Genomic DNA, 18,262 nt, shown 5'->3' on the forward strand with positions numbered 1-18,262 from the left:
CGCCGCCGTCCTCGCCGGGGAACGCCCGGCCGCCGCCGGTGAAGGACCGAAAATCCATGTCGACCCCAGGCTCTAGCCGACCTAATCACAACCCAAGGAAGGACAAACGATGACCACCACAGTACACACCAGTCCCGCATCAGTTCGCGTCTACAAGCAGCTCATCGCCGCCGAACGCCAAGAGAACGATAGTTTTATTGAACGAATTAACCCTGCCACTGGCGAAAATACCTCCCGATACGAACGGGGTACGCCGGAGGACGCCCGGCTGGCGATCGCGGTAGCGAAGAAAGAGTTTGACGAAGGAACCTGGCCGCGGCTGAGCGGCACCGAACGGGGCCGCATCATCCTTGAATGGGTCCGCCTGATCCGCCAGAATGCCGATACTCTGGCCCGAATCGAGTCCGAGGAAGCCGGCAAGCCACTCGCCGAAGCGCTGGCTGACATTGAGACGACCGCAGGGCTCACCGAACACGCCGGCATGCTCGCCACCAACGTCCACGGCGACTATTACTGCAATCTTGGCAGCTCTGAAGTTGGGATTGCCGCCAGGGAACCTGTCGGCGTGGTGGGCGCAATCGTCGCCTGGAACTTTCCCGCGGTCATTTACGCCAGCAAAGTCCCGTTCGCGCTTGCTGCCGGCTGCACCGTGGTTGCTAAACCCTCGGAACTGACGTCAGGGACTGCGATCGAGCTTTCCCTACTTGCGTATCGCGCGGGTGTTCCGGAGACGGCACTGAGCGTGCTTACGGGGTACGGGCCGGAGGTTGGACAGCCGCTGGCGGAGTCAACGGATGTTGATCTCCTGTCGTTTACAGGGTCCACTGCAACAGCTTCTCTGCTTTCGAGGGTCGACCGCCCGTTCCCTCAGCGCTTGTCCCTGGAGCTTGGAGGAAAGGGTGCGACGATTGTTTTTGCCGACGCTGACCTCCACGAAGCTGTCGACGGAGCAATGAAGGGGTTCTGCCACAACCAGGGCCAGGTGTGCACGGCAGGGACACGGCTGCTCGTTGAAGACTCAATCGCCGATGAATTTGTCTCCATGCTGGCTACACGGGTGGCATCTCTGAGTGTCGGCGATCCGCAGGATCCCTCAACTGACCTGGGACCTCTCATCGATGAACGTCAGGCCGACCGGGTCCGTGGATTCATCGACAGGGCGCGCAAGGACGGCGCCCGGATCCTGCCGGCCTCAAACGGGGCGGCGGCCACCCAGCTATTGCCGACGTTTGTTCACCCTGTTCTGGTTGTGGGTCTGGCACATGATCACGAAGTCTTCCAAGAAGAAATCTTCGGCCCGGTGTTGAGCGTCATCACTTTCGCGTCCGCTGAAGAGGCTGTAGCGCTTGCGAATGGCACGACGTATGGCCTGGCCAACGGCGTCTGGACGCGTGATATCAGACGGGCAATGAAGGTGGCACACTCGCTCCGGTCCGGGATGGTTTGGATAAACGATGTTCTTTCCTCTCCGAATGCGCTGCCTTTCGGAGGCGCAAGAGGGAGCGGATATGGCCGAGAGAAGGGGTCCGAGGGGCTCAACGAGTTCACCCAGCTCAAGATGATCACCATGCAGACGGAAGAGCGCGTGCTGAAGTATCCCCATACTGTCGGGTAGCTCGTTCTCCCCTTGGATGATTCTCTGAACCTTAGCCCCAGAAAATAACCGTCGAAGTGCTGGGGTGTGGACGGCTGTGGCACGCCCTCCGCTCCCAGCACTGGCCGTCAACGGGAACGTCCGAGCGCTCTTCGACCACCACGCGGACGAGAACCCCGGGTACCAGTGCCATCGTTGGAACTGCTGGTGTGCCCCGACTACCGAAAACCGGCCCCGCCATGAAAACCGAGGCTGGCGAGCAGAGGCCGGCGGCTTGCCCGGTCCGTCTCTGTGACCCTAACGGGACCCGACGTTAGAGCAATGTGCTTCACGGCGTCCGCCCGGAAACTTCAATACTAAGGAACTGAACAAGATGACAAAAGCTCTTCGCGTCGCGGTCATTGGCGCTGGTCGAATGGGCCTGGATCACATCCAGCGGCTCAACAAGAGCATCCATGGCGCTGAAGTCGCTGCCGTCGTCGACGTAGACCGATCACGAGCGCTAGCCGCAGTCGAAGGCATCCCTGGTGCCATCGCCCTCACCGACGCAGAGGGAGCACTCAACAACGGCGACGTCAACGCCGTGCTGATCGCGACCCCTGGCTTCCTGCATGAGGACATTCTGCTTGCGGCCATCGCCAAGGACATCCCCATCCTGTGCGAAAAGCCTCTCACGAGGGACGCTGAGTCGTCCTGGAAAATCGTCCGAGCGGAGGAACAGCTCGGACACCAGCGCATCCAAGTGGGCTTCATGCGTCGCTTCGATGCCGAACATGACGCCCTGGGCAAAATCATCCGGAACTCGGAACTGGGCGAACTTTTGATGCTTCACCACCAGCACCGCAATCCCAACACTGCCTTAGGCTTCACCAACGAGATGCTGATAAACGAATCCGTGGTGCACGAGTTCGACGCCATACGATTCCTCACCGGTGAGGAAATCACCAGCGTTCAAGTACGAGCCGGCAAGTCCAGTAGACATGCCCCTGACGGACAGCACGATCCGCAGCACATCCTGATCGAGACCGCCTCCGGCGTGCTGGCTGATGTTGAGATCTTCGTCAACGCCAGGTTCGGATATGCGGTCGCTGCTCAGGCCACTTTTGAAGAGGGCATCGTGAGCATCGGCGGAGACACCGGCCTCTATACGCGAAGCGCCGGCCGGTGGGGCGGTCAAATTGCAGACGGATTCGAGGATCGCTTCAGTGCTGCCTTCGACGTCGAAGTTCAGTCCTGGGTGAACGCTGCCCACGGCGGCGAGATCGGTGGCCCTAACGCCTGGGACGGGTACGCCACCGCCGCGTGTTGCGAAGCCGGCATTGAGGCACAAAAGAGCGGCGAGAAGGTTGCCGTGAAGTTGAACCCGAAACCCGCACTTTACAGCTGACTAGCTTCAATAAGTAGGCACTGCCCGACGGGGTTGCCGCGCGGGAACGGATACAGAGCGGTGTGACGACACTTCTTCGGTTCACTGCGGATTATGACCATGGGGGCAAGCGCGGAGTACCAGCAAACAACAAAACTTGGGAAGGATTGACCATCATTAACACGCAGGACTTTACGCTTACCATTACCGTGCCCAATCGTGCCAGCCTCGAGCGGCAGCTCGACGCAGCCGTCGCCCTCGCTCAGTCAAAGGCAATGCACCCTCCGGCGAAGGGCATTCTCGTGACAAGACATGATTACGATTGCTTTACCGTCGCACTGAGCGACACTGTCCCCTTCGGCCTTATCAGGGAAAAGCACGACTGGCGGACTTCGGAGATGGTCGACCGGGCTCTAAGCCCCGTACATGAATCATGATTTGCACGCCATCCAACTGTGAAACGCCCGCTGAGCAATCCAGGGAGCTCATAAGGGAGTCCTGGATCAGCACGCTATTGTCCCCAGCGAACTGGCAGGAACTCATGCCCGGGGACACCGTGCTCTTAATAGGTCATGACCAACAAAGAAACACAGGTACGGTCGATACCGCATCTGCGGACGGATCTTTTCTCTGGATAATGCACAGCAACGGAAACGAGCGCCGTCTGTTTATCAAAGATGAAGTTTCCAGGACCGTGTTAGTGCTCATGGATCTGTAGCGGAAAACGGCCCTAGGGCGACGGTCAAGCTGCGCCGCGGTATGGGGCGTCAGGGCCCTGCAGCCCTTCCGACTTCAACTAAGGAAGAGCGTGCCCTGACGCGACAACGGCCACTGACCTCCATGATGATAGTTGCGATCCGCGCCGATCCCCGCTTCTTAAGCCACGAGCGGCTGTCTAAAAACCACAAAGCAGTGGGGTGAGTATCTGGAAACGATAGAGATCCCCCGCTACCTCGTCTAGGCCCCACCGCTGGTGCGAGACACGCTCGTGCCCCCACGGACCACCTCCCCGCGTGCAGTAAGAGCTCGCCAAGCAACCGCTAATGAATATCAGCGCGGGACCGGTCAGCCAGCCGGAACCGCGCCAGAGAGCAGGATAATGAGCAATTCAGAGACCTTCCCCAACCTTTTTCCCATCACGCTGGGCGGAAACACCTTCGGGTGGACCAGCGACGAGGCTACTTCATTCAAAGTCCTAGACGCATACGTCCAGGCCGGCGGCAACCACATCGACAGCGCTGACAGCTATTCCGCATTCGCGCCTGGAAACAAGGGCGGCGAGTCGGAGACTGTCATCGGAAACTGGCTGGCGTCGCGGGGAAACCGCAGCGAGGTCTTCGTCGCCACGAAAGTGAGCCAGCACCCGGAGTATCGCGGCTTGGCTGCCGACAACATCCGTGCAGCCATCGATCAGTCCCTCTGTCGTCTCAAAACCGACTACGTCGACCTCTACTACGCCCACAATGACGACCCAGAGCAGGACATCGCTGACATCGCGGCGTCTTTCGACTCGCTGGTTCGCGCCGGTAAGGTGTTGCGGCTCGGCGTCTCAAACATGAGTCCGGAACGCATCACCTCATGGATGGACGTCGCGGAGGCCAATGGGCTCGCTTGCCCCGTGGCCATCCAGCCCCACTACAACCTTCTTGCTCGCGAGACCTACGAGCAGGAGTATGAGCCGCTCGCGCAAAAGTACGGGCTGACGGTGTTTCCCTACTTCTCCCTCGCCGCCGGTTTTCTGACGGGCAAGTACCGTACACCGGCCGATGTGCAGGGAGCCGATCGTGAACGCCAACTCAAAAGCTACGGCGATGACCACGCATTCCGGGTGGTGGCCGTTCTGTTCGAAGTTGCCGACGAAGCTAATGTCGCGCCCGCTACGGTCGCCCTCGCCTGGCAGCTGTCGAGGCAGAGCGTCACGGGACCGATCGTTTCAGCCCGTGTACCCGAGCAGTTACCGGACGTGCTGGCGGCGGTGAGCCTGCGACTCTCGAGCGATCAAGTCTCCCGCTTGGAGCAGATCACCGAAGCAGGGCGGAGTTGCAGCGCCTCTAACGTCTGAATCTGGCTGCGCGGCCAGACCGACCGCCAGGGACACTCGCCCGAAGACTAAGCAACTCCCTGTTTGCCTTGGTCTCATTGCTCCCGCCGCCGCTGACTTATTTAGCCAAGTACCTGTAGAGCGTCGGAACAGAGACGCCTACAGCGTTGGCTATTTCCTTGGGCCTCATGACGCCTGCCGCGTGTAAATGCTTTGCCCTGCTGACTTTCCCGCTGTCAAGCAGTTTGGGACGGCTACCGTTGCGGCCGCGAGCACGCGCGGCCACCAGCCCAACGTTGGTACGCTCCCGGATCAGGTCGCGCTCATACTCAGCCAGCGCGCCAAAGATCCCCAGCATCAGCTTTGCCTGAGCGCTGTTCCCGTCCGTGCTCAGCATGGGATTGTCCAGCACGCGAACGCCAATGCCCTCCTCAGCCAGCTGCTGGAAGAGCTGCACCAGATTCCCCAGTGACCGCCCCAAACGGTCCAGCTTCGCGACAACCAATGTGTCCCCCTCCCGCAGCGAGTCGAGGCAGTTCGTGAGCCCGGGACGTTCGGCCTTCGCCCCGCTCACGCCCTGGTCCGTGAACAGGTGACGTGCGTCGTCTTTCACCCCGGCCACAAGCAGTGCATCCCGCTGGCCCTCCGTGTTCTGATCCGCCGTACTTACCCGCATGTACCCAATCAGTGCCATTGCCTGCCCCGTTCTCATTTACTCAATGATTACTTGCGTTCTGAGAATTAGTTTCTGAGAAGACTTAGGATAACGTGACTCCGTCTAGATCCCGGGATGCCAGCCCCTCAGAGCCGGTCGTCATTTGCACACTCAAAATACGATCGTATTTGAGATGCCAGGGGAGACGACCGAAATCGACTGCCGGCCGGGCCGGCTTCCGTAGCACCCGTGCGGTGCTCTGACAGATGCGCGGCGAAAACCCGGCCGGGCCTCAACGCTGTAGTAGCTGCCGTTTGGTGCGGGATCCCTCATCGGGATGCTGTAGTCACAAGGCGTTCGCCATGGGGAGAAGTTCGTGCAGGCTTCGAATCGTAAGGTCCGGGACGGCTTTCGGTGTCGCGGCGCCTTCCCTGTTGAGCCAGACTCCGGCCCACCCTGCCGCTTGAGCTCCGGCGACGTCATTGGCCAGCGAGTCGCCGACCATGATGCGTGGTTCCCCTGGCAACAGGTCCGAGGCGATGTCGAAGATCCGGCGATCTGGCTTTTCAACACCGTGGTCCTGTGACAGGACGGCGACCTGGAAGCAATCCTCCAGGCCGAGACGCTTCGGGTAGGAGTTGCCGTTGGACAGCAGGCCCACGTGGTGGTTTTGGCACAGCTCTGCCAGGACCGGCAGGACGTCGTCGTAGAGCATCACATCCGCGAACCGACGCTGCAGGTAAAAATCGTTGAGGTGGGCCGCGAGATCGTCGTCCCGCAATCGCAGGCGGGCGAGGCTCTGTCTGAAGGCTTCGAACCGCACCTGCTCGAGGTTGGTCACGTGGCCCGGCAGCCGTTCCGCGACGACCTCCCTGTCGGTGACGAATGCCTCGACGCTCATGTCTTCTCCGGTCCCGGGCCGAAGCCTGCGGAGCTCGCCGATCGTGGCTGCCAGGGCCCGCCTCATCATCGCCTGAAAATCCCACAGCGTCTGGTCACCGTCAAAGAAGAAGACTGCCATACGGCCATCAAAACAGACGCGATCCTCCGACAGGAACTATGTCGCGGAGAGTCCCGGTGAAGGTTCCGCTACGGGGCGCCCTCTCGATTCGAAGAACATCATGCTGGACATCGAAACTACGCTCTTGAAACTTCCCGGGATCAGGTTCATTCCCTGCCCGGCGAATACTCCACCGATGATCACAGCGATCACACCGATGGTGATGAGGGCGATGCGCCCGACACTGCTGTTCACGCTGCCCACCTTACCCTTGCCCACTTCGCGCTCATCGAAGTCTGCCATCAGATCCGGGCTGCAGCAGAGCACGTGCCGCAATCAGGACGCTTCGTCCAGTGGTTTCGACCAACTTCTGGGCAGCCATAGAAACTCATCCCGGCAAGGCGATCCAGGAAGTGAGGGTCGCAGTGTTCGCATTACGTCAGGATAGGTTCATGGACTCTTGGACTTCGGCGTCCAGAAAACTCAAAACGGGCTCTAATCTGACAGGATTTGGCCGTAAAACTGAACCAAGTTGGGGTATACCCCAATCGGGCACCCAGTGTGTAGCCGTTGCGCTAGCGACACCCCCCGCTGCCGGGGACAGCTCCCCGTGGCGTGGGCGTGTCGCGGTAAGCCGTTCCGGCTCATGTGGCGGACCATCATGACTATCAGCAACAAGGAGTTGAAGTGGAAATGGACGTCCCTCAGAAAGTCACCAGACTGATAACCGACCAGCAGCGTCGCCAATGGCGGGCCAAGGAGTGTGCAGCCCCCGACGGTTCATGGGTCCTGGAAGAACGCGTCGAGGGAGCTTACGAATATAGGGGCCTGCTCGATTTGGAGACCGGAGCCTATTTCTGCGGGCAGACGAAACCTAGCTACTTCGAAACCGAGCCAAAAAACTTAGAACCAGAAGCGATGGTCAGGTATGTAGCGAGCGTGCTCTAGCCTTTCCACTTGCCCTCTGCAGGTAGCAAAGTTAGCGTACCCGGCAGCCTTATAACAACGCGGGCGGCGCTACTCCTTGGAACCCTTCCGGTGGTACTGCTAGCTCGCAGGGCGCTAACTTCATGGACGTTCCACAAGACCCTTCTACAATGACTACCGACGACACCTGTACCAGCCGGAGCTTCCAACATGGTGTGGAAGATGATGGACTCAAGCGCCCCGCTGTCCTCTCCAGCGGTTACTCATCCGTCCTGGTCGGAAAGAAGCCAAGCGTCGATAACCCGTAAGTTCACCGAGTGCCAATGTAATGCCTGCCTACGCGGTATATCTGGTGCAGCTGCTTCGCCTCTCCCCCGTGGCCGCCGAATGATTCGGCGCGTACTGCATGCCGACCTTTTCTTGATGAGAAAAAACGCACTTGAGTTCTTGAGGAAGTGAGTGCAAACCGTTCCGCCGGTGCCGCATGAACGGCTTCGGGAACACTGCGAACGAAGCCCTATGCCTGCGCACAGGGCCCCGCCGCTAGCTTTCCAGAGGCCTTCCGCGGGGCACTCCGCCAGGGTCGACTGCGAATTCGTTACCACTGTTGTGGGCCCGTTCCAGCGCTTCAACTTCCCGCTCAACGGCCGAGAGGATGAACTCCGATAGCGTTCGGGAACCGGTCAGATGCCTGGTCGCCATATAAGCGGCGCGCATCCGTGAACCGGACTCCTTCGACTGGAAGAAGCTGGTCTTCCGATACGCCTTCTTCACCGGTGCAGGCTCGGGTTCGGGCTGCGCAGGCGCTGGCGTCTGCATGGTTTGCGGGGCGTACTGCACGGGCTGGGCGTAGGCGACGTGCTGCTGCAGAGGCGTGGCCTGTGGCTGCTGGGGAGCCTGGGCGGGCTGAGTGTAAGCAGCAGGCTGTTGCTGCTGGGGAGCAGACTGCGGCTGTTGCACGGCAGCTTGAACGGGCTGAGTGTAAGCAGCAGGCTGTTGCTCAACTGGTGCGGGCGCCTGAGGCGCGGTCTGGGCGGGCGCTTCATGCTGTGCAGCGGGGGCCGGAACGTGCGACGCTGGTGCCTCCGGTTCTGGCGCCGGTACTGAGTAGAGGCGCTCTTGAAATTGCTCCTCTGCCCTGCTCGTGTCCGAAGACGTCATTTCGGCAATGACGCTGGTGGCACGCGCCTTTTTCAGGCCGCCCCTGCGGATGTTCGCAAGTGCGTCGGGGGTGCCTCCCCGTTCGGGTGCCGGTCCTGGGCGGTTCATGCTGCGTTCGCGCCCTTCCAGACCACCGTGGCCAGCTGAATGAGGTCAGCCCGGTGATCAGAGCCTTCGGATCCATACGCCCGCATGGGCAGTGCAGCGGCTTGCGCCTTCGCAAAGACCTCCGCGTCACGGATCATAGGTTCAAGCACGAGGTCACCGAAGTTCGCGTTTACCTTCTCAATCCAATGCAACTGGTCCGGGCGGTTCTTCTTGGTCTTGTTGATAACGACGCCGAGAAGTTCGATGTCTTCGTTCAGGTTCTCCTGGACTTCCGAAATGGTGGTAACAATCTCGGAAAGTCCTTCAACCGAGGCGACCCGAGGTTCGGTCACCAGTAGTGCATGTGTTGCCGCAGTCAGCGCGTTGACCGTCAGGAGTCCCAGCGACGGAGGGCAGTCGATGAGGATGATGTCGTAATCGTCCGTTACGCCCTTCAGCGAGATACGAAGACGATGCTCCCGGGCCATCATGGAATCGCGTTCACGTGAGGCCAGGTTGCGCTCGGCGGCAATCAAATCGAGCTGCGGGAAGTTTTCCTTCTTCTCGGACTTGGCTTGCCAGGCCTCCCCTGCCGCCATGATGGCGTCCGCGGCCACACCAGGCAGTATCTTCTGGTTGTTCGATTCGTCACCGTAAAGTACGTCGTTGAGGGTAAATTCAGGGCTGTTGATTCCGAAGGCCGACGTCACGTTGTACTGAGGGTCCGCATCAATGACGAGGACCTTCAAGCCGAGGACCCGAGAAAACACCTCTGCCAGACCGGTGACCAGGGTCGTCTTACCGACGCCACCCTTTTGGTTGCAAACGGCGATGATCTTTGCCGACATGACTGGGGTACCTTCCGTTGCACTACTCAAAGACACAGAGAACGGTGCGGAAGGCCCACGTGTGGCGGGAAGCATCGGGCCGGCACCGATGGGTTAACCCTAACGGGCGCCCTGCCGGTTGGTTGCACGCCACGCCCGGAGTGCCTCGATTCGCAAATGGTTCCATTGGAGGCAATGCCCCCTTGTGCGCATATGCCTCCATTTGCGACATTTGCGCGAAGAGTACCCGTGCCACCATTTGACCCTAAGGTTCCTAAGGTTCCATATGCGCTTAGTGCACCTTTTGCGCACCTTGAGAGCTCAGGAGTCATTTTCTCAAATGGTTCCATTGGTGGGATTTGCGCACTCAGCCCCCAAGGGGGTGGACGCTCCACAACTCTGCGCATATGGTTCCATTTGCGAAGAATCTCCGATCCTGCGGGTGTCGTGGGCAGCTACCGCCGACCTTGCGAAAATGGTTCCTTTTGCGACTTTGAGTCTTGCCCCTGGCTACCGCCGCGCGCCTGTACCACGCCTCTCTGCGTCATCCTTGGGGTGCGCAAAAGGTTCCATTGTTTCTTGGCACGCTCGTGCTAGATCTCGAAGGTACGGGACGGCGCATATGGTGGCATATGCGCTAAAGGAACCCCTTGCGCATCCTGGTTCGACTAGCTAGGTGTTACGCAAATGGTGGCATAAGAGCCAGGTCATAGGTTGGCCAAGGTGGGATTTGCGCTTGAGGTGGGATTGGTGGCACAAACTCAAATGGTTCTATTTGCGCAAGTGCCCCCATATGGTTCAGATCGTTCTGTTTGCGCATATGGTGGGAATCTCTCTTATGTCACCATTTGAGTGATAGGTACTGCTTCCGCAAAAGGTGGCATATGCGTACATCCCACCTCGAGAGCAAACGGCACCCATTGCGCATATGGTGCCATTCTGTTTCGATCCGGTCCTCACTTGCCCCCTTTTCGGCCGGCCAACCCATCGCGATGGCTACCGCAGCGGCTGCAAGGTAGCCTGGCGAAACTCCTGATTGGGTTGTGGATCCGGTTGGTGGATCAGAAGCGGTTTCAATCGAAACGTGCCTATGGCGCCCGCCTGGTCTGGCTAGGTAGCAGCTCAGCTGGTCGACCCGCTAGCAGGTGACTTCGAATCCACACCCTTTTCCCTTGTTGTCATGGCTACCCACGGCTCAGGTCAAATGGTTCCATTTGAGCAATCGGATCCTGGCGTGCTCAAGCGAATGGAACCTTGGATCAATCGGCGCATATGGAACCATTCCTTTCCGCGCAAATAGAACCTTTTGCGTCAGATGCCCCTGGCCCTACCGTGCAGTCAGACCCGCAGTGGGGGAGGGGCGGACAAGAGCTGTAGTCAATGAAGAGGAAATGGTGGCATTTGCGGTAAGGGTTCAATGGTGGCATTTGCGTCTCGAGGAGCAACATGAGGGTGGACGTGGAACCAGGACCCGGTAGCTTTCCCTGCTCGCCGCAGACGCGTCTCATCTCCTGGGTGGGGGAATAGGCCGGGCCGAGTGATACCGGAGCAGTGGGGGAAGTCTCAGAGGGGCCGCTACCAGTGGCAGGGGAGTGGCGGCGAGGCTTTGCAACAGGTGAGGAGGATTGAGAGGGGACATCAGGACTACTACCTGATGCTTGGGTAATGTCGTCCCTTACGAAGGCCTGTGAGAGGTACCGCTGGACTGTTCTGATGCTCTTGCCGAGCTCCCGGGCGATCTCAGCAAGAGTCCGTCCCAAGGCTCTCAGAGCTCCTGCAACGTCCGCGCTGGTCTTCGCTTGGCTCGTGCGAGTCTGGGTGCCTTTGCGGGCGTTCTGGACGGCCGCTGCGCGCTTGGAACGGGTCGTTGACTTCCCGCCCTTCCTGCCTTTTTCGGCGAACCAGGGATTGGACGTGCCACGGAGCGGTCGGCCCTTGCCGTTGGCGACCTGGCGGACCGCCGATGCAGCTAGATCCCGGATCTCACGGCAGGGGAGGGGAGTGGGAAGGTCATTGTTGAGGGAAATTGCGTAGTCCAGGGACTCTGCCAGCGCCGGCAGCTGCCCGGTGTCCTGATAACGGCGCCACAATTCGCTTCTGGTGCGGTAGAAGATGGCATTGTTCCTCCCGGTTATCGTGTCCGGCGCTGCGGGCTTCTGAGGAGCCTCCAGGGCCGCTGAGGAGGGCCAGGCCGAGAACTCACTGTCGAACGGGTCGCTATAGTCCTGCATGTGCCGTCGGAGCTCGCCGAGGGAGTACGGATGGGCGCGCCGGCCGAACCGGACGTCGCCGGCGGGGGAGTGGGCTGCCGGGTTTCGGACAAGAAAGCGCGTAAAGGCCGCGTCGTTGCCAGTCAGCAGGTCCAGGGCACGCTGGACTTCCTGGGCGTACCGGATCGGGTGGGGACGCGCCCCGGGTCCGCGAAGGACGGGTTCGATCATCCAGCCGGCTTGTGCGTGCCCGTTGGCGGGGTTCTCGATGATCCAGTGCGGCTCGGGCACGGCAGGGTGCAAAAGTCGGATGAGGGCGTCATCCTGGTCGACGTCGACGACGAGGAAGTTCAGGTAGTCCGCGGGGTTGATCTGGATGAACTCGAAAGAGCTCATCTCTTCGCCACGGTTCGGGTAAGCGGAATGCTTGGTCGGGCCGCCGCGGAAAGCCTGGACGCGGTGGTGTCGGATGATGGCTTGTTTTACGGCATGGCGGAGGTCCTCAGGGCGTGACTCATCAGCCGCGCAGGGTGCGACGCGCCGAATTCCACGCATTGAAGAGTCCAGCTGCCCGTGTAGACTTACAGGCATAACAAAGGGATTTCGGGGGTGTCTGTTATGGAATAGCCCTCAAAAAGAGCCATTCCGCGCTCAGCGCCTGGGTAGCCGGGAAGCAGTCAGGTGCAGAGTATTGATTTCATCGGAAGGCCCGCCTTGTGCGGGCCTTCTTGTGTTAGGCGATGCGGCCGATAGGCAGCTCTCCTTGCAGTCGTAGGGAATTGGGGCCTTCGGGGCCCAATTTCTCGCCGATGAGGGCAGCCACGAACTCGCTGACCGTCAGATTTTCTGCTTTAGCTGTCTGGGCCAGCCGATCGTAAACGTCCACGGGTACGCGACTTCCAACGAAGCGGCGGTCGCCTTTGCTTCGCTGTCCGCCTCCACGGTTTCCTGAGGTAGCCATGTGATCCAACGTCCTTCGAATCCCGTGCCTGGTGCCTGGGGCTTCCACGACGGGTTTAGCAGGCTGGCCAGATGCTAATGCGATGTTCTGGAACTTTGTCACCGGAGAGGACCTGGTGGTCCAAGCTCCAAGCCGCCGCTTTGACGATTGCCTGTAACTTTTTCCGGTTCATCTGAACTTACCACCGGGTAAAGCCGAGTTCCCGGAGGCTGAAAAAGTTTGCAGCCATACGGCCTGGACCCCGGAATGGCGGGGGAGTAGGGCTGCCTGGTCAACTGATCGGACACTGTTTTTCTTGGTACCAATATCGGTCTTAGCGCAAATGGAACCATTGGTTCTCGGGCCCTTCTGGGTCGTGGAAATGGCATTTCAAGTCCAAATAGTGGAATGGTTCCATTTCCGATAATGGAACCATTTTCGCGTTTCGTCGCAGCGAACCGTGGCGGCCGAGGGACGAGTCGACTGTCGGCACCAAAGAGGATGTAGTCGAGGGGTCTGAAAATCATTTTTTGAACCGGCGTGTCGGCGTGTCGGATTGTGGCCCATCAGTGTTAAAACCTCCGGGCAGGTGAGTGAGAGGCGCTGCCATGTTCAATCCCGAGGTCATCATGCGGCACTCGTGAACGCCATATGTGACAGCGTCAAATCATCCGGAGGGCCCTCAAAGGACTCCCAGGGATAGTCTTCGCCAGGGGAGAGCAGCTCGGCGACGGTGTTGACGTTCTTGGACAGCCACTCCCGCCAGAGGATCCTTTCGTTCCGATACTTCTGCAATTGGACGGCGACCGCCTCCAGCACGCCAAAGTGCTCGGCGAGGTCTTTCAGCGATGTAGTCGACACCACCGACCAGGCTTTGTGTCCGTCCCGGGCGATCATGTTCCATGCAGCCATCATCTCTAGCGCCTCGCTGATAGCGGTACGGGATAGGCGGGTGATCCGGACGAGTTCCGCCGTCGACAGGCCGGGGGAGTGTTCAAGGGTTTCGTAGACAAAGGCTGCCGGCATGCCTAACTCCCTGAAGACAGGACGGAGGGCATGGATTTTCCCCTTCTTCCAGCTCAGGTCTTCAGACGCGGCCTTCACTCCTTCGGGGACCGTCAACATATAGAGGTCCCCCTTGGTTCCACGGCCTTCTTCGACCAACGTGACCAGGGGATCCTTTTCGCTGCGCAATGCCCTTAGGTGTGATCCGACAGTTGTGTGATCCAGACCCGTGGCCACCGCAATTGATCGAACGCCGAATTCAACAAATCTGGAGGCTGTCTTATGTGCTGCCTCCCCCAAGGCGCGCAGAACCATCCGTCGAGCAAGTCCGGTCCTGGAATCTGTGTAGATGGGTTCTCTCAGACTGAGGGCGTTGCGCCAGGTTCTGATGAACCGATGCTCAGCATCGGGGCTGGACGAAATCGAAATGCCTTGAATCCCAGGGGGCTGTGTATTTGGCTGGCTTGTGGGGGATATACGGGCATTGTTCTTTCCGGGTCCGGAGTCTTTGTTTTTGCTCAGATAGTTGACGGCCTTCACCCAGTCGCGACGCAACGAGGGGAGGCGATGCCGGGAGCCATAACGGGAATAGAACGAAGCGAGCCCGGGCCAGATCCCTTGAAGGATCCGGCGCTCGACATCTACCAGCTCCATACCGGCCGCTGCGACTCCGGTGAGAATTGCCTGCCTGGCCTCCGAATCGGAGGCGTACCGGTTCGCGTCATAAAGCCCGGTGAGGGCCATCTGCTGCATGGCGCGGGACATCCGGCCGGCGGGGTGATGGACCCTGGGTGTATCGACGGCCGCGGGGGTGAACGTCTGTTCAAGGCGTAGGGCTCGTACTGCGGCAATCTCGCGGGCAAGGTCGTCGGTCATGGCCGACCAGACGGAGGTCGGGTTAGGCCGGCGGGCAATGTCGTACGCCATCGATAGTGACATGGCGAGTTCTTGGTGGCCGCCGCGTTTGTGCGGCGACCCTGGGGTACGCATGCAACCGTGAAGTATGTTCTGGTGCGGGGTCTTGTCCAGGGTCCGGTATCGCGTGCCCAGTGCCTCGACCAGGTCGCGTGCTTCCGAGAAGGTCACCCGTTCAGCCAGCGGGATGTAAACGTGGCGGCCGCCGCTGGGGGAGTAGTCCTCAATCCAGCGGGCACCGCAGTTGTGCAGCCAGGTCTGGACGGCGCGGACGTCAGCCAGCACCCAGTCAATGCCGGCGACCGAGGAATCGAAGTCAAGGAAGATCGCGGCGCAGGTGCCGTCTTTACCGAAGATCCGGACCGCTGCGGGAAACGTCGGCAGAGCTTCGGTGAGGTTCCGTTCGTGCTTTTGCGGGTAGGTCTTTCCGGCGTCTTTGGAGAGCCGCATGCGCGGCTGGCCTGCAAGCATGGATGCAAGTGCAGACCACACGTGTGCGGGGTTATTTGAATCGCGCGACACGCCAACGCCGAGGGCAGCTGGCAGCACGAGCGCGTGCTGGGGTACGATAACTTTGTTCCTGTCGAACGGAATGACAAAGGGCCAGTCCTGCCAGACTGGTTTTATAGCAGCAAAAAGGTGGGCCTGCGAGGGTCAACCACTCGACTTACTTACTGTCTCGCCGGCCAGCAATCCAGAAAGTAAGTCTCAATCTTCGTCGAAGGCCCGCTTAATGCGGGCCTTCTTCTTTATGAGGCTAAGCGCCTAAGGGGCAACTCCTCCTGCTGAACTATTGCGTGAAGGTTAGTGTTGGCCAAGCGTTGGTCGACCAAGTCGGACAGCCAGTCGCTTACGTACTGGTACCCCTCCGCTTTGGCAATGAGGTCCATTGCGTCTGCCTTCGGCGTAGCGATGCGGAATCCGACGAATTTGCGGTCGCCTTTGGAGCGCCTGCCTGTGCGGGTTATAGGTGCCATCATCCCTGTCCTTTGAACTCGGCAGTTGAAAGCCGCCGTTGCTTCAATAGATTGGTCGGGCCGAATGTCTTAGTGGCCCTGAGAGTCGAAGAGCTGGGTAATTCGGCATCTCTGAAACCGAAACTATCACCGGGGAGTGATCTATCCCGGGATTGAAACTGAAACAGCTTTCGGCGTGTTGAAACAGAAACACTTGCCGAAATCGACATCAGCCGTACCAAGTCCCTCACGTCTCCTCCGGTGGCGAGCTAGCCTCGTTCGGTCACTCCGACTCCGTCCCCGCCTGACCGCGCCGACGGCCGATGATGGTGTGGTCGTGTGTACCGGCTGTCGGGGCAGCTGAGGTTGGCTGGACAGCTCGGTGCCGCCCATCTGATTTCGGACCCCATCTAATCCGAGAGCTCAACTACGCGATTCAAATCATGCGGGGAACCCCGGCTAATCGACCAGCCCGAAGGACCTGCCCAGGGCCTCGTAATGGCGGCGGAGCTCATCCGCGACCACGGAATATTTGACCCGCCGCCCGGTGCGGTCTTCCACGGGAAGCACTCGCGCCGGGTCGGCAACAACCACCCCGGCGTCCGCGAGCTGATACAGGTGGGCTTTGACTGTCGGACGACCCAGTCCTGTGCCGTCGGCGACCTCGGCCGCCGTTGCGGGGCCCTTTTCTGTAAGGAAGCCAAGGACGGCAACCTTCGCGTGATTGCCGCCGAACGCGTCAATTGCCGCCTCCAAGGAGGCTGGCGCTTTCGGTCGGACATAGCGGGGCATGAGTTATATCTTGCCCCAACCTTTTGAACTTGGTCATACGCAGAAGCGTAGCGCATAGTTAAACTATGCGCTACGCTCTAATCGCAGACATCATACCGATTGACCTGTTTTGTGACGGATGTCCGTCACCCAGGAGGTGAGATCCGTCTCTTCGGCGGATGTGACAAGAACATACCGCTGGTTTGCGGGAGGATTTGCCAGGCTCCAATCGATGGATTTTTGTCGGGAGGGCTGGTGGGAAATGGGACCGTGCGGAGCAAAGGGGGAGGTGCTGGACATGGGTGGTTTGGTGCATTCTGCGGTGCGGTGGTCGGCAACACCGGTTGGGCCCGCCCGCTGCACAGGTCTGGGGGACGCCGTCCGGAATGGCCTCCCTGCTCCAAAGGGCGCGGGCCTGTTGACCTCCCACGGGGAGGCAGGGGCCTTCAAGGATGGCCGCCCGCGGGGTGGTGCTGCGGGTCCGAGGTCGTGGTGTTGTCCTGACCGTCGTAGCCGCCGGCCCCTCGCGGCTCACGGAGTCCTGTGTCCGGATCGAGGCCGGGGACTGTTCTGATGCAGCGTAAGTCGCTTGGCCTGGTGGCACTCCTTGTCATCCCCGGGCTGTTCCTTGGTCTGATCTTCACGATGTTGCTCTTGCTGGCCCCTGCGAAGCCGGCGGTGGCCAGCTGTGGCCCGGTTGTTTCCGTCGTCATCGACGCCAACACCAAGGTTGAGGGGTACACCCCGGAACAGCTGAAGAACGCCGCGGCGATCATGGGTGCCGGAAAGGCGCTGGATCTGTCCGTCAAGGGTCAGATGATCAGCGTCATGGTTGCCCTGGGGGAGTCGGGCCTGCGGGTGCTGGATACCGGCGACGGACTCGGCCCGGACTCACGGGGGTTGTTCCAGCAACGCGACAACGGCGCGTGGGGCTCCTACGCGGACCGAATGAACCCCGCCACCAGCGCGAGGAACTTCATCAAGGCCCTGCAGGCCGTTCCCGGCTGGGAACTCCTTGAGCCGACCATCGCCGCCAACAAGGTCCAGCACAACGCCGATCCGTACCACTACCGGAAGTACTGGCCCGGGGCGGTCAAACTCGTCCAGGCACTTTCGGACCAAAAATTCAGCCCGGGAGGCAGCGGTTGCGCCATTTCGGGACAGTCCGGTACGGGGGATGACTACCCGTGGAAAGACTCCCCGACCTGGATGCAGGCAGGGGCGAACAAGGCCAGCACCTCGCCGCTGGACATGTACTACCGCGAGTGCGTGGACTTCGCCCTGTGGCGGGTGAACCAGCAGATGGGATCCACCAGTGCACCGTTCAAGTTCCTCAATGGCACCTTCCGCCCGGACGGACAACGGCTGGGTTCCGCGGTGACGTGGAAGGCCGGCTGGGACGCCAAGGGCTGGCCCACCGGGAACACACCCCGGGTCGGCGCGGTCGTCTGGTACGCGCCGGAACCGGGGGAGCGGACCCCACATTCGGCCACGTCGCGGTCGTCAAAGAGGTCAGGGACAACGGGACCTACGTCGAAGAGGGCTACAACGGCAACCCGCCCCCGAACGACCACAGCTACTACACCCGGACCGTCACCGACACTGTCCCCTCAGCCTTCCTGTACCTGCCCACCCAAGAGGAGAACAAGTGAAAAAGCCGCCGACCCTGCTGACAGTGCCTCTGCTCACCGCCGCCTTGCCTGCCGTGGCCCTGCTCTGTGCTTCCTGCGCACCGGCAGCGAGCACGGCACCGGCAGAATCAGCCGGCACCACCATCGCGGCGTCCGCGCCCGTCTCGCTGAGCGCC

Annotated in this window: 14 protein-coding genes; 5 read left to right on the plus strand and 9 right to left on the minus strand. The window is 60.4% G+C overall.

Going from position 1 to position 18,262, the window contains the following annotated elements:
* Nucleotides 1–109: 109 nt before the first annotated feature.
* From AHiyo1_RS20315 to AHiyo1_RS20335, 3 genes are all read left to right on the plus strand, one after another.
* Nucleotides 110–1,615 carry an aldehyde dehydrogenase family protein gene (locus AHiyo1_RS20315; protein WP_059389782.1) on the plus strand — a complete coding sequence of 502 codons (1,506 nt, stop codon included), beginning with the start codon at nucleotides 110–112 and terminating at the stop codon, nucleotides 1,613–1,615.
* Between the two features lie 352 nt (nucleotides 1,616–1,967).
* The gene (locus tag AHiyo1_RS20320) at nucleotides 1,968–2,981 is read left to right on the plus strand and encodes a Gfo/Idh/MocA family protein (RefSeq protein WP_059389783.1); all 1,014 of its coding nucleotides are present in this window, start codon (nucleotides 1,968–1,970) and stop codon (nucleotides 2,979–2,981) included.
* Between the two features lie 1,078 nt (nucleotides 2,982–4,059).
* Nucleotides 4,060–5,022: an aldo/keto reductase gene (locus AHiyo1_RS20335; protein WP_113990720.1), complete on the plus strand. Its 963-nt coding sequence runs from the start codon at nucleotides 4,060–4,062 to the stop codon at nucleotides 5,020–5,022.
* Nucleotides 5,023–5,119: 97 nt separating this feature from the next.
* Here the strand turns inward: AHiyo1_RS20335 and AHiyo1_RS20340 are convergent, their stop codons facing one another.
* From AHiyo1_RS20340 to AHiyo1_RS20350, 3 genes are all read right to left on the minus strand, one after another.
* Nucleotides 5,120–5,695 carry a recombinase family protein gene (locus tag AHiyo1_RS20340; protein WP_059389794.1) on the minus strand — a complete coding sequence of 192 codons (576 nt, stop codon included), beginning with the start codon at nucleotides 5,693–5,695 and terminating at the stop codon, nucleotides 5,120–5,122.
* Nucleotides 5,696–6,002: 307 nt separating this feature from the next.
* On the minus strand, nucleotides 6,003–6,677 hold the full coding sequence (locus tag AHiyo1_RS20345; protein WP_059389785.1) for an HAD family hydrolase: 675 nt from the start codon (nucleotides 6,675–6,677) through the stop codon (nucleotides 6,003–6,005).
* 36 nt (nucleotides 6,678–6,713) lie between these two features.
* Nucleotides 6,714–6,911, minus strand: a complete 198-nt coding sequence (locus AHiyo1_RS20350) for a hypothetical protein (RefSeq protein ID WP_172465676.1) — start codon at nucleotides 6,909–6,911, stop codon at nucleotides 6,714–6,716.
* A 432-nt stretch (nucleotides 6,912–7,343) separates the two neighbouring features.
* Here AHiyo1_RS20350 and AHiyo1_RS20355 point away from each other — a divergent pair, with 432 nt between their 5' ends.
* A complete protein-coding gene (locus tag AHiyo1_RS20355; RefSeq protein WP_059389787.1) occupies nucleotides 7,344–7,604 on the plus strand; it encodes a hypothetical protein in 261 nt (86 codons plus the stop codon).
* 522 nt (nucleotides 7,605–8,126) lie between these two features.
* Here the strand turns inward: AHiyo1_RS20355 and AHiyo1_RS28060 are convergent.
* From AHiyo1_RS28060 to AHiyo1_RS20385, 6 genes are all read right to left on the minus strand, one after another.
* Nucleotides 8,127–8,852: a ParB family protein gene (locus tag AHiyo1_RS28060; RefSeq protein WP_059389788.1), complete on the minus strand. Its 726-nt coding sequence runs from the start codon at nucleotides 8,850–8,852 to the stop codon at nucleotides 8,127–8,129.
* A complete protein-coding gene (locus AHiyo1_RS20365; RefSeq protein ID WP_059389789.1) occupies nucleotides 8,849–9,679 on the minus strand; it encodes a ParA family protein in 831 nt (276 codons plus the stop codon). Before AHiyo1_RS20365 ends, AHiyo1_RS28060 begins: the two co-directional genes overlap by 4 nt.
* A 1,238-nt stretch (nucleotides 9,680–10,917) precedes the next feature.
* Complete coding sequence (locus AHiyo1_RS20370) at nucleotides 10,918–12,264, minus strand: replication initiation protein (protein ID WP_172465677.1); 1,347 nt, start codon at nucleotides 12,262–12,264, stop codon at nucleotides 10,918–10,920.
* Between the two features lie 337 nt (nucleotides 12,265–12,601).
* Nucleotides 12,602–12,754 carry a hypothetical protein gene (locus AHiyo1_RS25060; protein ID WP_216363272.1) on the minus strand — a complete coding sequence of 51 codons (153 nt, stop codon included), beginning with the start codon at nucleotides 12,752–12,754 and terminating at the stop codon, nucleotides 12,602–12,604.
* A 681-nt stretch (nucleotides 12,755–13,435) separates the two neighbouring features.
* Complete coding sequence (locus tag AHiyo1_RS20375; protein ID WP_059389795.1) at nucleotides 13,436–15,250, minus strand: MarR family transcriptional regulator; 1,815 nt, start codon at nucleotides 15,248–15,250, stop codon at nucleotides 13,436–13,438.
* 893 nt (nucleotides 15,251–16,143) lie between these two features.
* Nucleotides 16,144–16,476, minus strand: a complete 333-nt coding sequence (locus tag AHiyo1_RS20385) for a helix-turn-helix domain-containing protein (protein ID WP_084784647.1) — start codon at nucleotides 16,474–16,476, stop codon at nucleotides 16,144–16,146.
* A 552-nt stretch (nucleotides 16,477–17,028) separates the two neighbouring features.
* Here AHiyo1_RS20385 and AHiyo1_RS27425 point away from each other — a divergent pair.
* Nucleotides 17,029–18,262 (plus strand): CHAP domain-containing protein (locus AHiyo1_RS27425; RefSeq protein ID WP_445286244.1); only part of this gene is annotated, 1,234 nt, incomplete at its 3' end.

The sequence above is a fragment of the Arthrobacter sp. Hiyo1 genome, from assembly GCF_001263615.2.
Lineage (GTDB): Bacteria > Actinomycetota > Actinomycetes > Actinomycetales > Micrococcaceae > Arthrobacter.

Bases quoted from the DNA above. Each gene is read 5' to 3' on its own strand.
- AHiyo1_RS20315 (WP_059389782.1), top strand. From the start codon at position 110: ATGACCACCACAGTACACACCAGTCCCGCATCAGTTCGCGTCTACAAG.
- AHiyo1_RS20320 (WP_059389783.1), top strand. From the start codon at position 1,968: ATGACAAAAGCTCTTCGCGTCGCGGTCATTGGCGCTGGTCGAATGGGC.
- AHiyo1_RS20335 (WP_113990720.1), top strand. From the start codon at position 4,060: ATGAGCAATTCAGAGACCTTCCCCAACCTTTTTCCCATCACGCTGGGC.
- AHiyo1_RS20340 (WP_059389794.1), bottom strand. From the start codon at position 5,695: ATGGCACTGATTGGGTACATGCGGGTAAGTACGGCGGATCAGAACACG.
- AHiyo1_RS20345 (WP_059389785.1), bottom strand. From the start codon at position 6,677: ATGGCAGTCTTCTTCTTTGACGGTGACCAGACGCTGTGGGATTTTCAG.
- AHiyo1_RS28060 (WP_059389788.1), bottom strand. From the start codon at position 8,852: ATGAACCGCCCAGGACCGGCACCCGAACGGGGAGGCACCCCCGACGCA.
- AHiyo1_RS20365 (WP_059389789.1), bottom strand. From the start codon at position 9,679: ATGTCGGCAAAGATCATCGCCGTTTGCAACCAAAAGGGTGGCGTCGGT.
- AHiyo1_RS20370 (WP_172465677.1), bottom strand. From the start codon at position 12,264: ATGAGCTCTTTCGAGTTCATCCAGATCAACCCCGCGGACTACCTGAAC.
- AHiyo1_RS20385 (WP_084784647.1), bottom strand. From the start codon at position 16,476: ATGCCCCGCTATGTCCGACCGAAAGCGCCAGCCTCCTTGGAGGCGGCA.